The sequence below is a fragment of the Psychrobacter sp. P2G3 genome, from assembly GCF_001593285.1.
Lineage (GTDB): Bacteria > Pseudomonadota > Gammaproteobacteria > Pseudomonadales > Moraxellaceae > Psychrobacter.
Genome location: NZ_CP012529.1, coordinates 138024 through 162185, shown reverse-complemented (window position 1 = coordinate 162185; position 24162 = coordinate 138024). Strand labels below are relative to the sequence as shown.

The window sequence follows — 24162 nt, the reverse complement described above, 5'->3', positions numbered from 1 at the left end:
AAAGCGCTACTGATATAAATTTTACTTGCATGCTGCGTCCCCAGAGGCTGCGCAAAACTCATTCTAGTAGCGCTATGTTCTTTTTAGGGCGAATCTACTATAGCGACCATAAGAGTACATATGACTACGAAAAACACTGTAGTATTTCATCACTTCTAACTGCTAATTTTTTAAAACCAATTTCATTAAAAGCTTTTAATTGAATTTTAGCCTCATTAAACCTAATATTTGTTGAAGAGCGTGTAGCGAATTTATATTTTAATGCAAATGGTGCTTGAGTAAGATAAACTGTATAAGCCTCACTTTTTTCAAAGAACTCGGAACTCATTTCTACTTCAACCTTTCCTTCTAGTATATTGCAATAATGAGGTCTATTCTTTGGTAGATAAACATCTATAGGATAGTTGTATTTAGCCCAGTCATCGCAAGCTATGACCTTCCTGCCTTGTGCACCTAACTCTGCTATTGATGAACCATTCCAACATATAAATACATCTACGTATTCGAAGAGATCTTGTAAATTCACACCCAGATGAGGTAAAAGCACTGTATTTCTAAGAGAGTCTTTACTCTTAATCATATCCAAGAAGCCTTCAATTGGCTTACCAGAAATTTCAGTTTTTAATTCATGCGGATGAGGTTTAATTAGCAATAAATTATCACTATTTTCAATAGTTTCAACTGAATGATTTAACCAGTCTCCCATATCATTATGTGCAGGTCCTCCTTGATAAGGTACGGCTAAATCATAAGGTATTTTACCTATAGCACAAAATATTTTTTTACCACTCGCCTTTGCAAGTTTCAGCCTTGAATATAATTCATCAGTCTTCAAGCTTGGCTCTACCGTTCCAGATCTTTTCATCGAAGTTAATACAAGTCTTTCAGAATCCCAATAATCTTTGAAGGCGATATAATAGTCTTTATACCAAGTTTCAAAACTACTATAACTTCCAAATGCAGGAATACTAGGATAAGCTTGCTGGGAGTTATTCATAAATGTTAAAGTTGATAAAGGTCTACCACCAACATTTGACTTCCAATTCTCATAACTTGAACTTAAAGTAACATGTGAAAATTCATTGCTATGATTGACTGCAAATGTTTTGAGCGCAAACCAAGGCACAAAATGCGCCTGAGTGCTAACTAAAATTATTTTTAATTTTTTCTCAATTGCAACTTTACGTACTTCTTTTAGAGCATATATAACTCTATCTATCTGTATTAACCACATATTAAGATATGTTTTAGCTACTGGAAGGTGCCAAGGCACATTAAACACCTTAAGAACTCTACTAACTCGTTCATACATCCCTTGGTAATAATTGATACCATCCAACTTCAAAATTGAATTTTCTAGATCAACTAACCAACCCTTGTTTAAAAGCTCCTTTGGTTCTGAAGGAACTCCTACACAGCTCATAAAATCTGAAGATAATGTTACTGAAAATGGCCATTTAGGAACTGTATGACTAATTTGATAATGCTCTTCTAAATTAAAAAACTTATAATTAGAGTCATAAAGAATTTTGGAAATGCCAGACATCATAGGAGCAGTAATACGGCATTGATTTAATGCAAATAAAACAACATTATTATTTTCTATACATACACTGTCATCGCAATTACTCACTTCACTATCAAACCCTGATACAGATATAGCATAGGCTTCATTTAATGCCTTTTGATTTTCAATGTCATTTTCAGTGTTTTGACTTTGAATAACTCTAGCTAAATAATTAATATTATGACCATCACTATACTTTAAATTTCTCAGTCTTTTTTTAATCGATGGCAATATTTTTATTTTTTCTTTAAAAGAAACAAACGTCAAAACATTAAGTAAATTATATATATCGCCTAAATGCATGTTATTAATTTTGTCTAAAAAAGGCTGTTCTATATTAATATATCCAAGCTGCCCTGTATCAATTTTATATTTGATCTTTGATAGACGCATAGAGACAGACTCTATTTCGACTACTGTAGAGAAGCGCTCATGAAAATAAGGAAACTCTTGAATATGATTAAATATTACGGGTAAGAAAGGTGTTATATCAACCTTAAAAGGAGCGTTGGCAGTTGGAATATAAAACCAATCTTTAAATCTAACAACATCATCGGTTTTAAAAAGTTTTACTGATAAGTTCACAAAAACATAAAATATTTTTTTAAAAAATATGTCTTGATTTTGAATGAATAATCCTTTCCCAACCGTCTGGTTACTCTTATTCGATAAATATACTTTAATATCATCATGAATTTTATAGAGATTTTTTAAATGCTCGTCATCTTCATCAACAATATTTATACTAGCAAAAGTATAGCTATGTGCTAATATGTCATATCGATTTAGAAAAAGACTGTAACCGTCCTTAAATGATGAGCGAGAATAGACATAGGCTTCTCTTGCTAAATAATTTAATGCGTTTGCAAGTGATTTTCTTGAACTCTTGTAATAGGATTCATCTATTTTCTGCCATTCCGCTAAGTTTTTAACCGGACCTTGCTTTTGAATTAAACTCTCAATACCAAGTTTCAGAGTTTGCTCTAAATCATCATAGTATTCATCAGGAAATATTAATCCCTTTTGATCAAGAAAACGCTGATTAGCGTAACAGTACATGCCTGTCAGGTTACAAACTGCCGAGCACCACCCGTCAAACCTCGTAATAGTAAAGTCATTGCTATCAAAATCCTGTACCCTACTTAACAGCTCAAAATGTAAAATCTCAAATGATTTTTGGAACTGATGTTCATTTAGTTTAATGATAGAGTTTGAGACATCTGCTAATAACTCTTTATCATTTTTCTTGAGGTCTGGAATTAGTTCAGTTAATTTAAAATCAATTGAGCTAAAATTTATTTTCAAGAAGCTTTCAGATGTATCAATCATCTGAAAGCTTCTTTTTTTATAAGTATCTACCAAAGATTTTCTAGGATTTTGGAAGAGTTTCTTTAATTTTCTTTTCACAGAGTTATATACCTACGTAGTTGTCAGTCTCAACATATGAGATCTTTAGAGAGCGGAGTACCTTTTTCAATGTTGGTTTTACTTTTACTACCTATAATCTTGTCATAAAACTTTGGTTTTAAACCTAACCCGGGTCTAATAGACCTAACATTTTCAGAAGTAAACCTTTCACCTTTTTCAATATCTTTCACAACATACAGGGATCGACGGAATTGTAAATTCTTACTTTCTTCACCTTTATTCCCGTAACTAACCTTTCCTAACGCCTCCCAAGCAATCTTACTTTCACTACATAACTGTCTTAAATCCTGTGGTTCTAAAGAAAAACTGTCATCAGCTCCCCCACCATTCCTATCCATAGTGAAGTGTTTTTCAATTACTTTAACCCCCAGTGCCACACTAGCTATAGCTGTAGTATTACTAATCGTATGATCAGAAAGTCCAATCATTACACCAAACCTTTTTTGCATATCGAGTATCGTTTTTAGATTGTAATCTCGGGGGTCAGCTGGGTAACCACTCACACAATGTAAAATCACCAAATCTTGACAACCAAACGTTTTAGCTGCTTCTATAGCCTCCTCAACTTCTTCTAGGTTGGCCATACCAGTTGAGATAATCATTGGTTTTTTAGTAGAGGCTACGTATTTTATAAGTGGTATATCAATCGCTTCAAAAGAAGCAATTTTATAAGCAGGCGTATTTAAATCCTCAAGAAGATCAACTGCCGTAAAATCAAATGGACTACTAAAGATTGTAATACCTTCTTCTTTAGCATGTTCAAATAAGGGTTTATGCCAATCCCATGGCATCTCAGCACTTTTATAAAGATCAAATAATGTTTGACCCTCCCAAAGACCTTCTTTGATTAAAAACTCAGGCCTATCTGACTTAATTGTTATTGTTTCAGCAGAATAAGTTTGTAACTTAACAGCGTCTGCACCACAATTTTTAGCTTCTGATATTATTTTTTTTGCATTGTCTATTGAGCCATTATGGTTCGCCGACATCTCTGCTATGATATATGGAGGATGATTTTCATCAATCTTTCTTCCTAAAATATTCATTATTTTTATCCTAATTTCTAATATGTTATGCAGTACTACCTGCATCTACAGTAATATTTGACCCTGTAATACTTTTAGAGCTATCTTTCAATAAAAAAGAAACGACATCTGAAACATCTTCTACACTCGCGAGCCTACCGAGAGGACTACGTCGAACTATACTTTTCAGCTTATCCCCTTCAAGACCCTCAGTCATCTTAGTCTTCATATAACCAGGTGATACTGTATTCACAGTAATATTGGCCTTACCAACTTCTCTTGACAATGATTTAGTAAACCCAGCTAAAGCAGCCTTGGAAGCTGCATATACAGACAATCCATTAAATCCTGTTGAAGCAATTATAGAAGATATATTTACAATTCTTCCTTCTTGGTTTAACAACATAGACCTTACTAAATACTTGGTGAGTAGAATAGGAGCTTGAATATTGACTTTTAACATTTCTTCAATATCTGTCTCATGCATAGTAGCAAGAATCCCATCATTTCCTAATGCAGCATTATTAACAAGACCGTAAATTCGGCCATATTTTTTATTTATATCTTTAGCTAAACTTTTAATATTATCAGTGTTACAAAAATCATAACTTATAAACTTTATATTAGAAGAAACCTGAATTAGTTTCTCCAAATCTTCTGAGAGGGTACGACCTATCGCAACAACTGTGTAACCTTCTTCAGAAAGCCGATCAACAATTGCTAACCCTAAACCTTTAGTACCACCAGTAACTACTACCGTCTTATCATTCACAACAATATCCTCTACTTCATTAACGTATTAGTTTGCCTGTAGAGTTATACTCTAATGCACCGACATAAGATATCAATGCTGGTACTTTGTAGCCTTCTAAAGAAGATTTACAAAGCTCAATTATTTCCTTTTTTAGAAGTTTTTTATCTACAGATTCATCTTTTATGACAACTTTTGCTTGTACTAATTCGCCTATCAGTGCACTCTTTTTAGGTAAAACTAAAACATCCTTAACTTGTGGATGGTGTCGTATAACTTCTTCGACTTCTTCGGGTTGTACTTTGCTACCCCCAATATTTATAGCTCCATTACTTCTACCTTTAAATAGAACTCTGTCGTCTATTATTTGAACTAGATCCTGCGTATCAATAAACCCGTCAGCGTTAACTCTTTCATTCATTGCTTTACCAGACGCACTTGCTCGAGGTTTAATCAGTAAATGTCCCTCATTAGAAACTTTAAGCTTTACTTTTGAGTCAGTACTTTCTTCTAACCATTCGATAGGAAAGCCTGCTTTACCATCTTTAACTGAAAAACCAACTCCAGCTTCAGTTGATGCATAAATATGAGTGATTTTAGCGCTTTGAAAGGTTTGTAGTAACTGATTCAATAGAGTCTGATCAACAATTTCACCACCTATGCTAATGACTTTTAACCTTAAATTACTATTGGGTAGCATTAGTAATTTACGCCACCATGAAGGGGTTGCCGAGAGAGCGTTTACCTTTCCCTCAATATAGGTAGAGATTTGCTCGTTGAAATTGTTAGACGATGGAATAACAAGCTTAGAACCAGATATTAAAGATTGTAATAGGACTTGTAGGCCTGCAAATCTTGTCGGTTCATAAACTAAGCCCCAACAGTAATCTTTACCTCTAGATATATCTTGTTTTGTTGTTGATATTAAACTTCCTAAAGTGTGATAAATTAACTTTGGTGTTCCAGTAGTACCTGACGTAGCCAGAATCCAATTTGTTTTAAGCTTGTTTGAAGCTGCAGTTTGTACCTTAGTTTCAGGTATACCAGACTCATTCAAATTACTTAGTGATTTTCCGTCAAATAAATAAGCACAACTACTTTCTTTTATTAAAGCTGCAGCTATATCACTATTTAAGGAAGGTGGTAATATCAAAATACTTTTAGCGAAGCCATCTAAAGCTATTAATGATTGAATATATGTTAGCGAATCACTAATACAGACTGCTACATCCTGATTAAATAGATCCTTGAGAGTTCCAGCTCTCAATTCGTGAGCACAATCAATTAACTCACCAACGTCAATAAGCTTATCATTGAACGATACTAACGGTCTATCAGACTCTATCCTACTTATAAGAAAGGCTAGATTGCTTTTTGTTGATTGATTAATTTCTTTCATATATCTTTACAAATTCTGCTAATGTACGAGGGTAAACGGCATCATCCATTTCACTAAACGGGTCAAAATCCAACTCTTCTTCTAGTGTAGCCACTAAAATTGCAAAACCGAGTGACGAGAGACCACTCTCAAGTAAGACAGTTTCATCATTCAGATTATCTACAAGTTCACTATCCGTTTGCTCAGCTACCTCGTTGATTTTATCAATAATAAGCTGCTTTAAGTCGTTCATTTACATGCTCCTATCTATACGATTTTGATTCAGTTATTTAATAATACTATAGCCCTATCCCGCTTTAAGATAAAAGCTTACCCTTAAAGAAAATGTGATTTGCCGCGTGTCTAAACTTTATTGGGAACTTATCAAGTACGTTGTCTCTATTTTTTTCCCAAGCTTCCCTCGAGTATTTATACACTATAGCATTTACTTGTTTACCATCTCTTATAGCATTAGTTTCCTTAATATAAGATTCTGGATACTCAAATGTTTGATGCATTTGTTGAGGTGACTTATTAAACTCTAGAACCTCGGCCTCTAGAAGCTCAACACCAATACCTTTAAAAGCATAATCAAGAGCTGCTACTGCTAAAATAATACCTGAACCAGGCCAAACTCTCTCTTCTCCAAGATAGCATCCCCATTGACAATCCTCATTATTTATAGATGTAAAACTTAAGCAGCCAATCGGTTTATCGTTTTGGAAATATACAAAATACTCCCTACTTGGGTCCTCAACCATTTTCTCAAACCACTCCACCTGTTGATCTCGACCAATTATATCAGTGGAATACATATTATTTCTTATTCGTGGTTCATTCCTCCAACCACGAACTAGCTCAAGCAACTCATAGGTAAAAGGTTTAAACTCATTCTTTGGATATTTCATAGCATTGCTCAATTAAGTATATAACTTCTATTCAAATACTCTATAGTCTTATTAACTACTAACTCACACCCATTTCCTGGAACTATCTGCTTTAGTAGCTCTGGATCAGAAATCAGGAATGAATCACTTTTAGACTTTGCGATTGTATATAATATTTCTAAATAATCCTTTGAAGCTATTTCATTTGATTCACCTATAAATGATACATATCCCAGACTATCTAGGTACTTTGAGGCTTCGAGTTGATTTTCAGCAACAGAGACTATAAAGGATTGTACACCTAAACACATTCTCTCCCATACTGAAGTACCACCTGCACCTATCGCGTATGAACACTCTGCCATACGCTCAGCCACATTATCGATATAGTCAAATATCTCTACACTTTGCAAGTTCAAAGTTTTGAAGTGCTTAATCTTTTCTATATGCTTATTTGCCTTACCTGCTACAACATATATTTTTAACCCTGATAATAAATCTGAATCTTTATTATTGAAATCAACAATTGCATCTAATAGTTTAAATGACTCTCCTGTAGGGTCACTTCCACCAAACATTGCTATAACGCTTTTATTAGAGACTTTAACCTGAGAGTGATACTCTAAAAACTCTTCTCGCAATAATGCGAAAGACGGGCCAAACAAACACAATACATCTATTCCTATTAATCCTTTATATCTTACAGATGAATTATTATGTAAGTTTGTATCAAGAAGGATGTTTGCCGAGTGCTTCCGGTTAGCTAAATCATCAATAATCAGAGTTTTTGTATCGTAAATACTTTTGATCCCTTCTTCCCATTTATAGTCCAGACCGTAATGATCTACAACAAATAGGTCTACCTTTCTTATATTATTACTGCTAAGTATATTTACTGTCTCTAATAAATCCTCTTCCCAATTATTGACTAAATTCTCACAAACTGGTCTCTCTCTAATATGCTTGACATCAATTTGTAACAAGTTAACCTTTTTATTAGCAAATAAGCTCAGCAAAGTAGATGGCAATTCATTAGTTATAAATACAATTTTATAATCGGTTTTGTCAAGATACCTCTTAGCTAATGTTAAACACCTCACTAAATGCCCAGTTCCAATTTCAGAAGAAGCATCTACTCGAAAAGCAATATATGTACTCATTAAAGGTTACTATCTTTTATTAAAGTTTGAAATAATGCCTCAGCTATTATCCAATCACTTGGAGTATCAATATCTTGAGCTAAATACTCTGGTATTACTATTGGATAGACTCTATTTAAAAAAACTCTAGCATCTTTTCTAAAGAACTCAGGTGTAGACCAATATATTTGTCCAGCATCATGATAAAAAGGTTGTAAGTCTTGACTTCGTGCCTCTGAAGCTGCTTTTTCGCGCATTACCAGAGTACTAGTTTCATCATCTATATACATAGCCTTTTGAATAGGCGCTGAATAGTTAGTCACGGTAGCTGCATAGTCATACTCTTCACAACATATAGCCTGATACCCCGATTGAATGATATTTTTGTTAATAAATGCAGCTGTAGCATATATACAACATACATAATCAAAGACGATATCTTTTTCCTCAAACCAATCTAAACAGTGCGAAACTACAGCATTAGTTCCGACGAAGTCATCCGAAATTTCTTGTGGTCGAATAAATGGAACGCTTGCTCCATATTTCTTTGCGATATGTGCAATTTCGTGATCATCAGTAGACACTACAACTTCACTAAAACATCCACTATTGATAGCGGATTCTATAGCATAAGCAATGATAGGCTTATCACAAAACTCTTTTATATTTTTTCTTGGAATTCTTTTACTTCCACCTCGTGCAGGAATGACTGCAATATTAGCCATGGTTCAATATACTCCTCAGAGTTTGAGCGATATAAGCTTGCTGCTCTTCTGTCAAATCGGGATACATTGGCAAACTAATCGCCTGAGAATAATATAACTCCGCTTCAGGAAAGTCGCCCATCTTAAACCCTAGTTTCTGCTGATAGTAGGGCTGTAAATGCACTGGAATATAATGCAGATTTACACCAATATTAGCAGCCCGCAACTCATCGAAAACCTCTTTATGAGATTTTTGAATCTGGTTGGTTTTGAGACGTATTACATAGAGATGTAATCCCGAATATCCATCTGAATGCTGATAAGGCGTTATTATGGGTAGCTCAGCTAATAAGCTGTCATAATTTTTGGCAAGCTGATGACGTTTATCAGTGATAGTGCTGAGACGCTTTATTTGTGATACACCTAATGCAGCCTGCATTTCAGTCATGCGATAATTAAATCCAAGCATGACTTGTTGATAATACCAAGAACCATCTGGTTCGTTAGTCATCAACTCAGAATCACGTGTAATACCATGACTGCGTAGCAAGTCCATCTTTTGTGCTAAATATTTACTATTAGTCGTAGCAACACCACCTTCAGCAGTCGTAATAATTTTGACTGGATGAAAGCTAAATATGGTAATATCAGAATACTGACAATTACCTATTGGCTCATCTTTGTACTTACCACCTATTGCGTGTGATGCGTCTTCGATAATCGAAAAGCCATACTCTTTAGAAAGCTCATAAATCCCTTCCATATCACAAGGCTGACCACATAAGTGTACAGGAATAACTACTTTGGGTAGTTCCCCTTCTGCTTTAGCAATTTGCAGCTTTTCCCTTAAAGCTTGAGCACATAAGTTGTAAGTCTTAGGGTTAATATCTACAAAATCTACAATAGCGCCACAGTACAAGGCACAGTTTGCTGACGCTACGAATGTAATAGGTGTCGTCCAAACAATGTCGTCTTTGCCAACATCTAAAGCCAAACATGCTACATGCAAAGCAGATGTTGCACTATTCATTGCCAAAGCATATTCAACATTGCACTGCTCTTTGATAGAGTTTTCAAACTCAGGAACCTTTGGCCCCTGAGTAAGAAAATCCGATTCTAATACCTCTACAACGGCATTAATGTCTTCTTTAGTGATATTTTGGCGACCATACGGTATGAAATTCATTATATTTTACCAATTCTATCTTTATTTTCTTGTATCCAAGACTCAAGCTCTTTCCTTGGCATCCATTCAGTATTGTTATCACTTGAATAAACAAAACCTTCTGGGACTTTTTTGCCATCTTTAACACGTTCTGGTGAATTACCCCAGTTGTTAATGGTAGGTAATATCTTAAAGTGCTCAGCGTACTCATAAGTATAGTAAGAATCTTCAGCACCGATCATTTGCTCATGTAATTTTTCACCCGGTCTAATGCCTATAATCTTAGTTTGAGCTTCTGGTGCTACAGCTTTAGCAACATCCATAATATTCATTGATGGAATTTTCTTAACGTAGATCTCTCCACCTTCCATGTCTTCAAAAGCATGCCATACAAGCTCTACACCTTCTTTTAAAGTAATCATAAAACGTGTCATACGGTCATCTGTAATAGGTAGCTCACCTTTCTCTTTAATCGATAAGAAGAATGGAATAACCGATCCACGTGAACCCATGACATTGCCGTAACGTACTACAGCAAATTGTGTAGGATGCTGACCACTATAAGCATTTCCTGCTACAAACAATTTATCAGAGGTAAGCTTCGTAGCACCATATAGGTTAATAGGGCTACTTGCCTTATCAGTTGATAATGCAACTACTCGCTTTATGCCTTTGTCTATACAAGCATCAATTAAGTTCATAGCTCCATGTACATTGGTTTTTACACATTCAAAGGGATTGTACTCGGCAGTTGGAACAATTTTTGTAGCAGCAGCATGTACAACATAATCGACCCCATCTAGTGCTCGATAAAGCCTTTCTTTATCCCTAACATCGCCAATAAAGAAACGCACGCGTGGGTCATCTTGAAAAAGCTTAGCCATTTCCCATTGCTTCATTTCATCACGCGAAAATACGATAATTTTTTTAGGGTTATACTTTTCAAGTGTCATTGGAATAAATTTATGACCAAAAGAGCCTGTACCACCAGTTACTAAAATTGTTGAGTTACTTAACATTTATTCTTAACCTTAATTCACGTAATATTTAAATAAAAACACTCAATTGTAGAAGTGTCACTATACTTTTTCAAGATAATTTTAATAGTCGCTTAATATACTTATTTCGACATTTTTATCTAGTAATTCTTTTCACGTCTTGAGAATGTTATATAGGTTAACATTATATGAGATATGATTGTTTTCTAACAATGCTTCTTTAACTACGCTTTAATTGGGGATATAACAGTAACAGCATGATTTATTTGCTTGTTTCGGATATTGTAAGTATCTATCAAAACAATATTCCAAGAGCTGTTCCTATACAGTTCTTTATGAATAATTTTTAAAAGATCATACTATCCTACCTATGCAGCTCTATACAGGTATGTGAGCCAATATAACCAGCGCCACCAGTTACTAAGATCTTGTTATTCATGACAATTCGCTACAATAAAAACACCTCATTGTAGGGTTGTAGCAAAGTTTTTTCAAGGTGTTAATCTAGTTAATGTAATGGCTCAGATACACGCTATTTGTGGGTTTATTTGCTTTTGCGAGTTTAAGCTTTGACTAGTAAGCTCTACGAAATATTCATATTTGTGAATATAAGTATATTTAATACTAAAATTTAATGTAAAAAATATCTTATACATAGGATAAAGTACCGATTATCGCCATTAATAGCTATTCCATCCAAGTTATCGTAGCAATATATGTATGATGATACTGAGTGAGGTTTTTCTAAATTTGGTTTAAGATGTACTAAACACACTTTCTCCAACCAAAAAAAACACCCCAATGTAGGAGTGTTTCTTTTAATGTTACTTTAAGCTTATATATTAGAGCTAAAGCTATATTACCAACCAGTAACTTCTTTTAGCTTATCACCGATTTTAGCTGGATCACGAGTATACGCGATGCCTGCATCTTCAAAGGCTTTGAATTTCTCTTCAGCAGTACCTTGACCACCAGAGATGATCGCGCCAGCATGACCCATACGCTTGCCTTCTGGAGCCGTTACACCAGCGATGTAACCAACGACTGGCTTAGTCACGTGCTCTTTGATATAAGCGGCTGCTTCTTCTTCAGCAGTACCACCGATTTCACCGATTAATACGATGGCTTCGGTTTGTGGATCATCTTGGAACAGTTTTAGTGCGTCAATCTGGTTCATACCAGGGATAGGATCACCACCGATACCGATACAGGTTGATTGACCAAAGCCGAGCTTAGTCGTCTGCGCAACCGCTTCATAAGTTAGCGTACCAGAGCGTGAAATGATACCTACTTTACCTGGCAGATGGATATGACCTGGCATGATACCGATTTTGCACTGACCTGGAGTGATAACGCCTGGGCAGTTAGGACCAACCATACGGACGCCGTCTGCTTCTTCGATATAACGCTTAGCTTTTAGCATATCGATCGTTGGTACGCCTTCAGTAATCACAACGATCAGCTTCACGCCTGCATCTACTGCTTCAACGATAGAATCTAGTACGAATGGTGCTGGTACGTAGATAACTGAAGCATCAGCTTGAGTAGCTTCCATAGCTTCACGCATAGTGTTAAATACTGGTAGGCCTAGGTGCGTTTGACCGCCTTTACCTGGCGTTACGCCGCCGACGACTTTAGTACCGTATTCGATGGCTTGTTCAGAGTGGAACGTACCATTTTTACCAGTGAAGCCTTGTACCAATACTTTGGTATCTTTATCAATTAATACACTCATTGTTTATTCCTTGTATTCGGTTGTCTTGTAATAGCAGTTTGCTAGCTTACATATCGTTAAATGTTAACGACTTGTCATCAACTAAAACTGCTACTACGCTTTGACTACTATGTTTAAGCACCTATATTTAAAGAACTGTGCTTTAAATACATTATGCTTGAACAGCGTCGACAATTTTTTGAGCAGCGTCTGCTAGGCCTTGGGCTGAAGTCAGTTTTAGACCAGACTCTTCTAGGATCTGTAAGCCTAATTCAGCGTTATTACCTTCTAGGCGTACAACAACAGGTACTTTTACGTCAACTTCTTTGACCGCAGCGATAATAGCTTCTGCAATCATGTCACAACGTACGATACCGCCAAAGATGTTGATTAAAACGCCTTCAACACTGCTGTCTTCTAGAATGATTTTGAACGCTTCAACAACGCGATCTTTAGTTGCCCCGCCGCCAACGTCTAAGAAGTTAGCAGGCTTGCCGCCATACAATTTGATGATGTCCATCGTAGCCATTGCAAGACCGGCACCGTTTACCATACAACCGATATTGCCTTCTAGGGCAACATAGTTTAGGTCAAACTCAGCGGCTTTTAGCTCACGCTCATTTTCTTGAGTCTTATCTTGTAGAGCTGCAATTTTTGGTAAACGATATAAAGCGTTTGAATCAATACCGATTTTGCCATCAACACAAACGATCTCGCCGTTTTCACGAACAGCTAGCGGGTTAACTTCAAGTAAAGCAAAGTCGTTTTCGATAAATGCTTGATAAGCACCAGTCATGATTTTTACAAACTGATTGATCTGCTTGCCTTCAAGACCTAACTTGAATGCGACATCACGTGCTTGGTAAGGCATGAGACCTACTAATGGATCTACGCTTACTTTAAAGATTTTTTCTGGCGTCTCGTTAGCCACTTCTTCGATATCAACACCACCTTCGGTTGATGCCATGAAGGTTACGCGACGAGTAGAACGGTCGACGACAGCACCAAGATATAGCTCAGTTTGTACTGGATACATATCTTCTGCAACCAATACAAAGTTGACTGGTTGACCATCAGCGTCAGTTTGGAACGTCACTAGATTGGTACCGATAAGCTCATCAGTGACTTGCTTAGCTTCTTCACGAGTCTTAACTAGCTTAACACCACCAGCTTTACCACGGCCACCAGCATGTACTTGTGCTTTGATAACAGCGATATCAGTTGGCGTCTTGTCAAAAGCGGCAGCAGCTTCTTCGCCACTATAGGCAATGATGCCTTCTTGAATTGGCAAACCATAGCTTTTTAGTAGCTCTTTTGCTTGATACTCATGTAAATTCATTGATTGTATCCTTTATTTTTTACAATTAATAAAAAGTGAAAATAAGTGCTTAGAAAAATATATCTGAGCACTTATGATGGTCACGACCGCTATCTCAATAATGAATGCGGTCGCGCCATCCGGTTAAACTTGTTATTTACTTAAATTGTCTTAACTTTGATTATCTTAATTTTGAATATCTTAATTTCAAAAGCTACTTACGCTTTTTACGCTGAATCGCGTGAATGGCACGGCCATCTGCAGATAGAGCAGCTTCATGCACTGCTTCTGAAATCGTTGGATGCGCGAACGTCATTAGCTGCAAGTCTTCAATACTAGAGACAAATTCCATCGCAATCATACCCTGATGGACGATATCACCAGCACCAGCTGAGATAGCATGCATACCTAATAGACGATCTGTTTTTGCATCAGCAACGACTTTGATAGAGCCTTGCGCTTCACTTTGTGCAAGCGCACGGCCGTTAGCAGCTAGGTTAAATGATCCAGTTTTGACTTCATAACCCGCTTCAGTCGCTTCTTGTTCAGTCAAACCAACCCACGCGATTTCTGGATGCGTGTAGATAACATTGATAATGGTATCATAGTTAACTTGAGCTTTTTCGCCATGGATACGCTCAACAGCCATCATGCCCTCTTCCATTGCTTTATGCGCAAGCATAGGACCACGGACTAAATCACCGATTGCGTATACGCCATCGAGATTGGTTTTACATTGATCATTCACGTCAATAAGACCACGTTCAGTCAAGGTAATACCGCTGTCTTCACCAAGTAGTTTTTCAGAATAAGCACGGCGACCAACACAGACGATTAGCTTATCAAAGCGCTCCTCGCTTGATTCGCCTTTGTTTTCACTGGTAACTACAACTTCGTCACCTTGTACTTCAGCATTGGTTACTTTGGTATCAACACGGATATCAAGGCCTTGCTTCTTCAACATCTTACGCGATTCTTTAGCGATGTCTTTATCAGCAGCTGCTAAAAATTCAGGTAGTGCTTCGTATACCACAACTTCTGAACCCAAACGACGCCAGACAGAACCAAGCTCAAGACCGATTACACCTGCACCAATAACGCCTAAACGCTTAGGCACTTCAGTGAAATCAAGCGCGCCAGTAGAATCAACGATACGATCACCGTCAGTTTTGGCAACTGGGATATCAATAGGCACAGAACCTGCCGCTAGAATCACATTCTTAGCAGTAATAGTGCTTTCCGCTTCGTCTTCAAGAGCGACAAACTTAACTTTTTTATCGCTGCCTTTGCCATCAACTAACGTGCCCCAGCCTTGTAGCCAGTCAACGCCGTTACCTTTTAATAATGCTGCAACACCGCCAGTCAATTGCTTAACGATGCCTTCTTTACGTTCTATCATTTGTTCGATATTGATAGATACGTCGCCTGTGCTGATACCATGCTCATCAAGATCATGCTTAGTAGCTTCATAGCGATGCGAGCTGTCAAGTAGCGCTTTTGATGGGATACAACCGACGTTTAAGCAAGTACCGCCAAGAGCAGGCTCGCCTTTATAAACGCGTTTTTCGATACAAGCAACGCTCATACCCAGCTGTCCTGCACGGATAGCTGCTTCGTAACCACCAGGACCGCCGCCAATGACGACTAAATCATAATTGTCTTTCATAGTCCGTTCCTTTTCTAATTTTGGTTTTGATTTTAGTTCTGTTTATAGGTGCAATCATTATACGATTTAATAAAAAAGAGCCATACATCACGCGATAAATAGATAGTTAATACACTAATTCAGCATCGTGTGTCATATAGCGCTTATCCATATTACTAAAAACCGGATATTAAAGACTGCAAAGCATTTATAAAAATGCATCTATAATCTTTCGCACCAAAGCAAAAAGCTTGTATCAGCGATTGCCGATACAAGCTTAGAAGCTTATAAGTCTAGTAGGAGCAATGATGGATCTTCGACCAATTCTTTGATAGTGACTAAGAACTGTACCGCTTCTTTACCATCGATCATACGGTGATCATAAGATAACGCAAGATACATCATCGGTAGGATTTCAACTTTACCATTGACTGCCATTGGGCGATCGTTAATAGCATGCATACCTAAGATAGCAGTTTGCGGTGGGTTCAAGATAGGCGTTGACATAAGTGAGCCAAATACACCACCGTTTGAGATAGTGAATGTACCACCAGTCATCTCATCTAAACCTAATTTGCCTTCTTGTGCTTTACCGCCAAGCTCACGGATTTTGCTCTCAACATCCGCCATGCTCATGCGATCAGTATCACGCAATACAGGAACAACTAGGCCACGATCTGATGAGACAGCAACACCGATATCGTAAAAACCATGATAAACGATATCATCGCCATCTAATGAGGCGTTCACTGCTGGGAAACGTTTTAGCGCTTCGGTAGCTGCACGTACGAATAAAGACATAAAGCCTAGACGTACACCATGACGCTTTTCAAACTTATCTTTATACTTAGTACGCAAGTCCATCAACGGCTTCATGTTGACTTCATTAAACGTGGTTAGCATCGCAGTATCTTGCGACGCTGATAATAGACGCTCAGCGACACGCTTACGTAGACGAGTCATTGGCACACGTTTTTCAGTACGCTCACCTGTTGACTCAGCTACAGGACGACCGCTATCAGATTTGATAGAGCTGTCAGCTTTTAGCGTTGGGCTTGCCATATCAGTCTTAGTAACACGACCTCCGCGACCACTGCCTTCGACGTTTTTAGGATCTACGCCACTCTCTTTGGCCGCTTTGCGTACTGCTGGGCTTTGATCTTTATGATCGGCTTCAGCGCCACCTTTTTTATCAGTCGCTTGTACTGGCTCGCCGCCATCAGTTGCTTGTTTTTCTTGCACAGGCGCAGCAGGTTGGTCTGGATCTACGGCTGGGGCTGTACCAGCGCTAGCACCGGCTTCGAACTCACCGATAAGCTCGTCAGATAGTACAGTATCGTCAACTTGCTTAACGATTTTGGTCACAACGCCATTATCAGGCGCGACGACTTCTAGTACTACTTTATCAGTTTCGATTTCTGCTAAAAGGTCATCACGGTTAACTTGTTGGCCTTCAGTGACGTGCCATTCAACGATTGTGCCATCGGCAACCGATTCTGGAAAAACGGGGGCTTTAATTTCAGCCATCGATATACTCCTTAGATTTGGATATTACTATTTATTATTAAGTCGTGATAGACAGTTAGTGCTCATTTAAGGGCGTGTCATGGATAATGATACACCCTTATAAACAACTTACTTATTGATGATCTAATAACGTAATGAGTCCTAACTGCTATCGCCTGATTGATTTATCTTATACTGATAGCTTTTATTCAGCCAACTCATCGACACTAATGCCAAGACCACCAGCGATTAATGCTTGCTGCTGCTGAGCATGCAATTTTGGTGAGCCTGTTGCTGGTGCTGCACTAGCAGGACGCGCTACCGGCTCCATAACTTTCGCTTTAGTCGGATGTGGTACGACGATACGGAACATATGCGGTGCCAAATAATACCAAGCGCCTTGGTTCAACGGCTCTTCTTGCGTCCAAACAATTTCTTTTAAATTGCTATATTTTTCTATTTCAGCAATCAAGCGTTCTTCTGGAAGTGGATAGAGCTGCTCAATACGCACAATGGCCACATGATCTAACCCTAAAGCACGACGCTGCTCAAGTAAATCGTAATAAACCTTACCACCACACAATACTAGACGTGTGACCTGATCGGCATTTTGCTGATCGATCTCTGGTAATACCGTTTCAAACTTACCATTGGCAAGCTCTTCAAGCTGTGAAGTCGCAAGCTTATGACGTAGTAAGCTCTTTGGTGACATGACGATTAGCGGCTTACGAATTGGACGTACCGCTTGACGACGGAGCGCGTGATATATTTGCGCTGGCGTAGTTGGCGTAATGACCTGCATATTGTCTTCAGCACATAACTGTAAAAAGCGTTCAAGACGCGCTGAAGAATGCTCAGGACCTTGACCTTCAAAGCCATGCGGTAATAGCATCGTTAAACCACAAACACGCTGCCACTTAGTCTCACCACTAGAGATAAACTGGTCAATGACTACCTGCGCACCGTTAACGAAATCACCAAACTGTGCTTCCCAAACGACCAATGCATCTGGAACAGTCGTCGCATAGCCATATTCAAAGGCCAATACTGCTTCCTCTGATAGCAATGAGTTATAAGTCGCAAAGCGAGCTTGTTTTTCACTAATATGGGCTAGTGGCACATACATACTACCGTCATTGACGTTATATATTTCACTATGACGATGTGAGAAAGTACCGCGACCCACGTCTTCACCGGTGATACGTACTAACACTTCATCATTATCGACAAGTGAGGCATAAGCAAGCGTTTCTGCCGCACCCCAGTTAAGAGGCTCTTCACCAGTTTGCATAGCTAAACGTTGGTCAACGACTTTTTGAACTTGGCGTTGCAGTTTGTAGCCTTCTGGCATCTCAGCCATACGGCGACCATATTGTTTTAGCTTTTCTATATCGACACTGGTATCCCAGTCATCAACCAAATCATGACCTAGATAAGGTTTCCAATCTACAAATAGCGCTTCATCAGGATCACTAACTAAAGAGTTCACCACATAATCGCCACGATCTAGTGACTCACGGTACGCATCTTCATAGTTTGTAGCTTCTTCGTCGCTAATGACACCATCTTTAATAAGCTGCTGCGCATAAATAGCACGAGTCGTTGGTAGCTTCTTGATAACCGCATACATCAGTGGCTGAGTCGCTGACGGCTCATCGGCTTCATTATGACCGTTACGGCGATAGCAGAAGAGATCAATAATGATATCTTTGTCAAACTCATGACGGTAATCAAGTGCTAGCTGAGCGGCAAAGATTACTGACTCAGGATCATCACCATTCACGTGTAAGATAGGTGCGTGCACCATTTTTGCCACATCGGTACAATACTCTGTCGAGCGCAAATCTTCTTGGCGACTGGTAGTGAAACCAACTTGGTTATTGATAACGATATGTAGTGTGCCACCCGTGGTATAAGCACGCGTTTGTGACATCTGGAAAGTCTCTTGCACGACGCCCTGACCTGCGAATGCGGCATCACCATGAACAACGATTGGCAATACTGAGTTGCCATCTTTGTTGTTATGACGGGCTTGATCATTACGACGTACTTGACGCGCGCGGACAGAACCTTGCAATACTGGGGCTACGATTTCAAGATGCGATGGGTTAAAGGCCAACGCTAAATGCGCCTCACCACCTGGTGTCATCACGTTGGATGAATAACCATTATGATATTTTACGTCGCCTGAACCTTTTTCTGGCTGCACTTTACCATCAAACTCATCAAATAGATCAGCTGGGTTTTTGCCTAGAACGTTCACTAATAAGTTAAGACGTCCACGGTGTGCCATGCCGATAACCATCTCTTTAGTACCATAACTGCCAGCACGTTGAATGATTTCATTAACAGCAGGAATAAAGCTCTCGCCACCTTCTAAGCCGAAACGCTTTACACCCGTATATTTACGCGCTAAATATTTCTCTAAACCTTCAGCCGCAGTCAAACGCTCAAGAATAGATAAGCGCTTTTCTTTATCGAATTTGATGTAACCTAAGTTTGTCTCAAGATATTTTTCCATCCAGCGTTTTTCAGTACTGGTGGTAACATGCATGTACTCTACGCCAATATAACGGCAGTAGACGCGTTCCATGATTTCAATGATCTCACGCAATGGCGCTTCTGATTTGCTAATACTAATATCGCTGGTAGGATATATAGTATCAAGATCAGCTTCTGATAAGCCATGATAAGCAAGGGTTAAATCCTCTACTTCAGCACGCGGGTGCAAACCTAAAGGATCAAGCTGCGCACGGCGATGACCACGGCGGCGATACGCTGAAATCAGCTGCTGAACACCCATCTGTTTAGGATCAGCACAGTCTGCTGATGTGCTCGTAGGTGAGCTATCAGGGGCAGCGCCACCTTTATTAGCGGTTTGATTTCGTGCAAGCAGTAAGAACTGATCTTTAATCTCGTTGTGCTTGGCATCGTTAGGAGACTGGTATTGTTTAAAATAATCTTGCCAATCGTTATCGACACTACTCGGATCGCTTAAAAACTGCTCATAAAGAGATTCGATATAATGGGCATTGTCAGCGGCAAGTTCAGTATGTTCTACACCGGCTGCTTCTTTAGTTATACTATTCATAATAATCGTCTATTTGATAGATAAATGAATGGAATTGTGCTTATTGTTGTGTAATCTGTCATATGCTAGGCTTTTAGAAAAACTGACATATATCGTTAAGTACTGTTTATCAAGGAGCGCTTTTACATGCTATTACTTGATGGGGTAGATATGTATGACCAACTACAATATCAAGCCCAAAATTTACTTTTTATAACTGTCTGGAATAGATAGCAACAAGTAACTTTAACCCTCATTATTACCGTGATACCACTATTACAAATATTTGTGAACGTTCGGTCTTGTTTCTTGCCTCGTTTCACAAATTTAATTTATATATAATGGTTTCATCTATAACCATTAGATTAATCAAACGAAATTTTACTGCGCATTATTAATCTAATTTTATTGATAATAATCTGAGTATTTATTGGTTTATCTCAGTTAACTACTGCCGAAAATACTCACTACTAAACATTATCACCTGCTTTTACGCCAAGCATACACTGCTATATAGGGTAACATGCATCAATTACCTGACATAGTTTGTTTGTTCAATACTATGTATTTACGTAATAAATATTAATTATCATTCAGCAAAAATTATCCACTTGTTCAGAGTGAAATAATAATCTTCGCCCATAATGAACGCATTGCGATAGGTCTGATTTTGAATAACACTTACAGTGACTATGATAGCATTTTTAGAGCCGAATATTTATCACAAGTTGTCATATACTGGCTTTATTTTAAAAATAGTATCGTTGAAAAACAGTACCATTCTACAGCAAGCGAAGTTAACACCAGACTAGTTTACAAATGCTTTGCTTATAGAGGTAAATTGTACAGGTAAACAGATGCTAAGCTCCGAACTCTTACACGCTACCAACGCACTGTACGCATAGACTTACATTGAACAAGATATTGGTTACAGATAAGTTGCATGACTGCCAAAATCCGACTCATCACTTTTATTATCTACTCTAAAAAATAACAAGCAATTAAAAACACCGCCTGATATTCAGACGGTGTTTTAGTATTGGATATTTAAACAAACTTGTTGTTAATCGACTTATTTAACCGGCTTGATCAAGCAACATATTACGTAGATTACCGATTGCTTTAGTGGGATTCAGACCTTTTGGACAAACTGATACACAGTTCATGATTCCACGGCAGCGGAATAGGCTGAACGGATCATCCAAACGAGCCAAACGCGCTTGCGTATCTGTATCACGGCTATCAACTACAAAACGGTTAGCATTAAGTAGTGCTGCTGGACCTAAGAACTTATCAGGGTTCCACCAAAATGATGGGCAGCTGGTTGAACAACAAGCACATAAGATGCATTCATAAAGACCATTCATCTTTTCACGCTGTTCAGGTGACTGTAAACGCTCAGTTGGTGGCGCTGGCTGCTCATTGATTAAGTACGGATGTACTTTTTCATACTGCTCGTAAAATTGGTTCATATCAACAACCAAATCACGAACCACTGGCAAACCTGGTAATGGGCGAACGGTCACTTTTTCAGGCAACGTATTCATGTTGATCAAACATGCTAGGCCGTTTTTACCATTGATATTTACGCCGTCAGAGCCACAGATGCCTTCACGGCATGAGCGACGGAAGGTAATGGTCTCATCTTCCTTTTTTAGGCGTAATAATACGTCAAGCAACATACGATCTGAGTCTAGTAGCTCAATCGTATAAGTTTGCATGCGTGGCGCTGCGTCCTGATCAGGATCGTAGCGATAGATTTCGATGGTGCGAGTACCTCGGCTCATAATGCTAAACTCCACACGTAGGTGATGGCGGGCATACAAAGGTTGCAACATGCCAGTGCTAATGTTTAATCTCAATCATAGCACTGGCATAAGCTTGTAGCTGGCGGTCACCTTTTTAATAAATTAATAAGGGATAAAACGTTAATCCTATTCATACACAAACAGCGTGTAATACAGAATTAATAAACGCGAACTTTTGGCTCGACATAATCGACAGTCAATGGAACTTTGCGAACTGGCTTATAAATGATACGGTTATCTTCAGAATACCATAAGGTATGTTTCATCCAATCGTGATCATTACGGCCATTTGGTGCATAGTCATCGTCTTCTGGACGATCATAATCAGACACACTATGAGCACCGCGGCTTTCGTGACGCTTAGCTGCTGATATCATCGTCGCTTTCGCTACTTCATATAGATTGGCAACTTCGAATGCTTCAATACGGGCAGTATTAAACACTTGTGATTTATCACCCAAATGAATTTGATCAATCTTTTCACCTAGCGCTAAAATCTTTTCAACGCCTTCATCCATCATCGCTTGCGTACGGAAGACGCTCGCATGCGTTTGCATAGTCGCACGAATCTCATCCGCCACGTCTTGCGCATTGTAGCCTTCTGTAGACTGCTGCAATTTATCCAAACGACGTACCGTGAAATCTAATACATGAGGGTCAAGCGGCTTGTAGTTATGATCAGCATGATGATATTCATCAACGATATGTTTACCTGCTGCGCGACCAAAAACCAATAAATCAAGCAGTGAGTTAGTACCTAAACGGTTGGCACCGTGAACACTAACGCAAGCACATTCACCGATAGCATATAGACCTTTAACCACGTTGCCTTTTGCATATAGGCCGTCTTCGTCAGTACCCGCTTCTAAATCCGGTACAATGACTTGACCATGAATAGTAGTCGGAATACCGCCCATCATATAGTGAATGGTTGGGATAACTGGAATTGGCTCTTTAGTGATATCAACGTTCGCAAAGTTTTTACCAATCTCAAATACTGATGGTAAGCGCTTCATGATGGTTTCAACACCCAAATGGGTCATATCCATTACGATATGATCCGCATTAGGACCACAACCACGACCTTCTTTAATCTCTTGGTCCATAGAGCGCGATACTAGATCACGAGGTGCTAAGTCTTTCACGGTTGGCGCATAACGCTCCATAAAGGCTTCACCGTCTTTATTACGTAAGATAGCCCCTTCACCGCGGCAACCTTCGGTCAACAGTACGCCTGCACCATGAACGCCCGTCGGGTGGAACTGCCAGAATTCCATATCTTGCAATGGAATACCTGCCCGGACTGCCATACCAATACCGTCACCAGTATTGATATAAGCGTTGGTAGAGGCAGCAAAGATACGACCAGCACCACCTGTCGCTAGGACAGTGATTGGTGACTGGAATACCGCAACCGTACCTGTTTCTTGCTCAAGCGCTACAACACCGTTGATGTTGCCAGCTTCGTCTTTGATCAAATCAAGGGCAATCCACTCAATAAAAAACTCAGTGCCTTGCTCTAGGTTTTTCTGATATAGCGTATGTAGTAATGCATGACCTGTACGGTCAGCTGCAGCGCAAGCACGTTGAACGGCTTTTTCGCCATAGTTTGACGTATGACCGCCAAATGGACGCTGATAAATCGTACCATCTTCGTTACGATCGAACGGCATGCCCATGTGCTCAAGCTCATAAACAACTTTTGGCGCTTCACGGCACATATATTCAATAGCGTCTTGATCACCTAACCAATCTGACCCTTTAACGGTGTCATAAAAGTGAAAGTGCCAGTTATCATTGCTCATATTACCTAAGCTTGCACCGATACCGCCCTGTGCCGCAACAGTATGCGAACGCGTTGGGAATACTTTGGTAAGCACTGCAACCTTCATGCCCGCTTCAGCCAAATGTAGTGAAGCACGCATGCCTGAACCGCCACCGCCAACGATGACTGCGTCGTAGTTCAGGGTCTTAATGTTGCTAATAGTATTGTCTTGTCTTGTTGCCATTACGGTTTTCCTAATGCTTGTGAAGTAAATACAAGGAGTGTCTATCAGAC

General features: G+C 38.9%; 17 protein-coding genes. All 17 read right to left on the bottom strand.

Annotation, left to right across the window (positions count from 1 at the left end; translation table 11 throughout):
* Window positions 1-124: 124 nt before the first annotated feature.
* Window positions 125-2974 (bottom strand): hypothetical protein, encoded by a 2850-nt coding sequence (locus AK823_RS00685; RefSeq protein WP_068325447.1) that lies wholly within the window; start codon window positions 2972-2974, stop codon window positions 125-127.
* A gap of 29 nt (window positions 2975-3003) precedes the next feature.
* Entirely contained in the window at window positions 3004-4041 is a 1038-nt protein-coding gene (gene pseI / locus AK823_RS00680) for a pseudaminic acid synthase (RefSeq protein WP_068325445.1), read from the bottom strand.
* Window positions 4042-4066: 25 nt separating this feature from the next.
* Window positions 4067-4792, bottom strand: a complete 726-nt coding sequence (locus AK823_RS00675) for an SDR family oxidoreductase (RefSeq protein WP_068325443.1) — start codon at window positions 4790-4792, stop codon at window positions 4067-4069.
* A 19-nt stretch (window positions 4793-4811) separates the two neighbouring features.
* The gene (locus tag AK823_RS00670) at window positions 4812-6170 is read right to left on the bottom strand and encodes a class I adenylate-forming enzyme family protein (RefSeq protein WP_068325441.1); all 1359 of its coding nucleotides are present in this window, start codon (window positions 6168-6170) and stop codon (window positions 4812-4814) included.
* Window positions 6157-6402, bottom strand: coding sequence for a hypothetical protein (locus AK823_RS00665; protein ID WP_068325438.1), 246 nt, complete (start codon window positions 6400-6402; stop codon window positions 6157-6159). The genes AK823_RS00670 and AK823_RS00665 overlap by 14 nt, the downstream gene beginning before the upstream one ends.
* 64 nt (window positions 6403-6466) lie before the next feature.
* The gene (gene pseH, locus AK823_RS00660) at window positions 6467-7057 is read right to left on the bottom strand and encodes a UDP-4-amino-4,6-dideoxy-N-acetyl-beta-L-altrosamine N-acetyltransferase (protein WP_068325436.1); all 591 of its coding nucleotides are present in this window, start codon (window positions 7055-7057) and stop codon (window positions 6467-6469) included.
* 8 nt (window positions 7058-7065) lie between these two features.
* Window positions 7066-8196 (bottom strand): UDP-2,4-diacetamido-2,4,6-trideoxy-beta-L-altropyranose hydrolase, encoded by a 1131-nt coding sequence (gene pseG, locus AK823_RS00655; protein WP_068325435.1) that lies wholly within the window; start codon window positions 8194-8196, stop codon window positions 7066-7068.
* Complete coding sequence (gene pseF, locus AK823_RS00650) at window positions 8196-8900, bottom strand: pseudaminic acid cytidylyltransferase (protein WP_068325430.1); 705 nt, start codon at window positions 8898-8900, stop codon at window positions 8196-8198. The genes pseG and pseF overlap by 1 nt, the downstream gene beginning before the upstream one ends.
* Entirely contained in the window at window positions 8893-10065 is a 1173-nt protein-coding gene (pseC, locus tag AK823_RS00645; RefSeq protein ID WP_068325428.1) for a UDP-4-amino-4,6-dideoxy-N-acetyl-beta-L-altrosamine transaminase, read from the bottom strand. Before pseC ends, pseF begins: the two co-directional genes overlap by 8 nt.
* Window positions 10065-11063 carry a UDP-N-acetylglucosamine 4,6-dehydratase (inverting) gene (gene pseB, locus AK823_RS00640; protein ID WP_068325426.1) on the bottom strand — a complete coding sequence of 333 codons (999 nt, stop codon included), beginning with the start codon at window positions 11061-11063 and terminating at the stop codon, window positions 10065-10067. The genes pseC and pseB overlap by 1 nt, the downstream gene beginning before the upstream one ends.
* A gap of 838 nt (window positions 11064-11901) precedes the next feature.
* Window positions 11902-12777: a succinate--CoA ligase subunit alpha gene (gene sucD / locus AK823_RS00635; RefSeq protein ID WP_068325424.1), complete on the bottom strand. Its 876-nt coding sequence runs from the start codon at window positions 12775-12777 to the stop codon at window positions 11902-11904.
* Between the two features lie 151 nt (window positions 12778-12928).
* Complete coding sequence (sucC, locus tag AK823_RS00630) at window positions 12929-14095, bottom strand: ADP-forming succinate--CoA ligase subunit beta (RefSeq protein ID WP_068033767.1); 1167 nt, start codon at window positions 14093-14095, stop codon at window positions 12929-12931.
* A gap of 193 nt (window positions 14096-14288) precedes the next feature.
* Entirely contained in the window at window positions 14289-15740 is a 1452-nt protein-coding gene (lpdA, locus tag AK823_RS00625) for a dihydrolipoyl dehydrogenase (protein WP_068033766.1), read from the bottom strand.
* A 264-nt stretch (window positions 15741-16004) separates the two neighbouring features.
* Complete coding sequence (gene odhB, locus AK823_RS00620; RefSeq protein WP_068325422.1) at window positions 16005-17246, bottom strand: 2-oxoglutarate dehydrogenase complex dihydrolipoyllysine-residue succinyltransferase; 1242 nt, start codon at window positions 17244-17246, stop codon at window positions 16005-16007.
* Window positions 17247-17430: 184 nt separating this feature from the next.
* Window positions 17431-20316 (bottom strand): 2-oxoglutarate dehydrogenase E1 component, encoded by a 2886-nt coding sequence (locus AK823_RS00615; protein ID WP_068325420.1) that lies wholly within the window; start codon window positions 20314-20316, stop codon window positions 17431-17433.
* 1055 nt (window positions 20317-21371) lie between these two features.
* Complete coding sequence (locus AK823_RS00610; protein WP_068033760.1) at window positions 21372-22082, bottom strand: succinate dehydrogenase iron-sulfur subunit; 711 nt, start codon at window positions 22080-22082, stop codon at window positions 21372-21374.
* Window positions 22083-22261: 179 nt separating this feature from the next.
* On the bottom strand, window positions 22262-24112 hold the full coding sequence (sdhA, locus tag AK823_RS00605) for a succinate dehydrogenase flavoprotein subunit (RefSeq protein ID WP_068325418.1): 1851 nt from the start codon (window positions 24110-24112) through the stop codon (window positions 22262-22264).
* Between the last annotated feature and the right edge of the window lie 50 nt (window positions 24113-24162).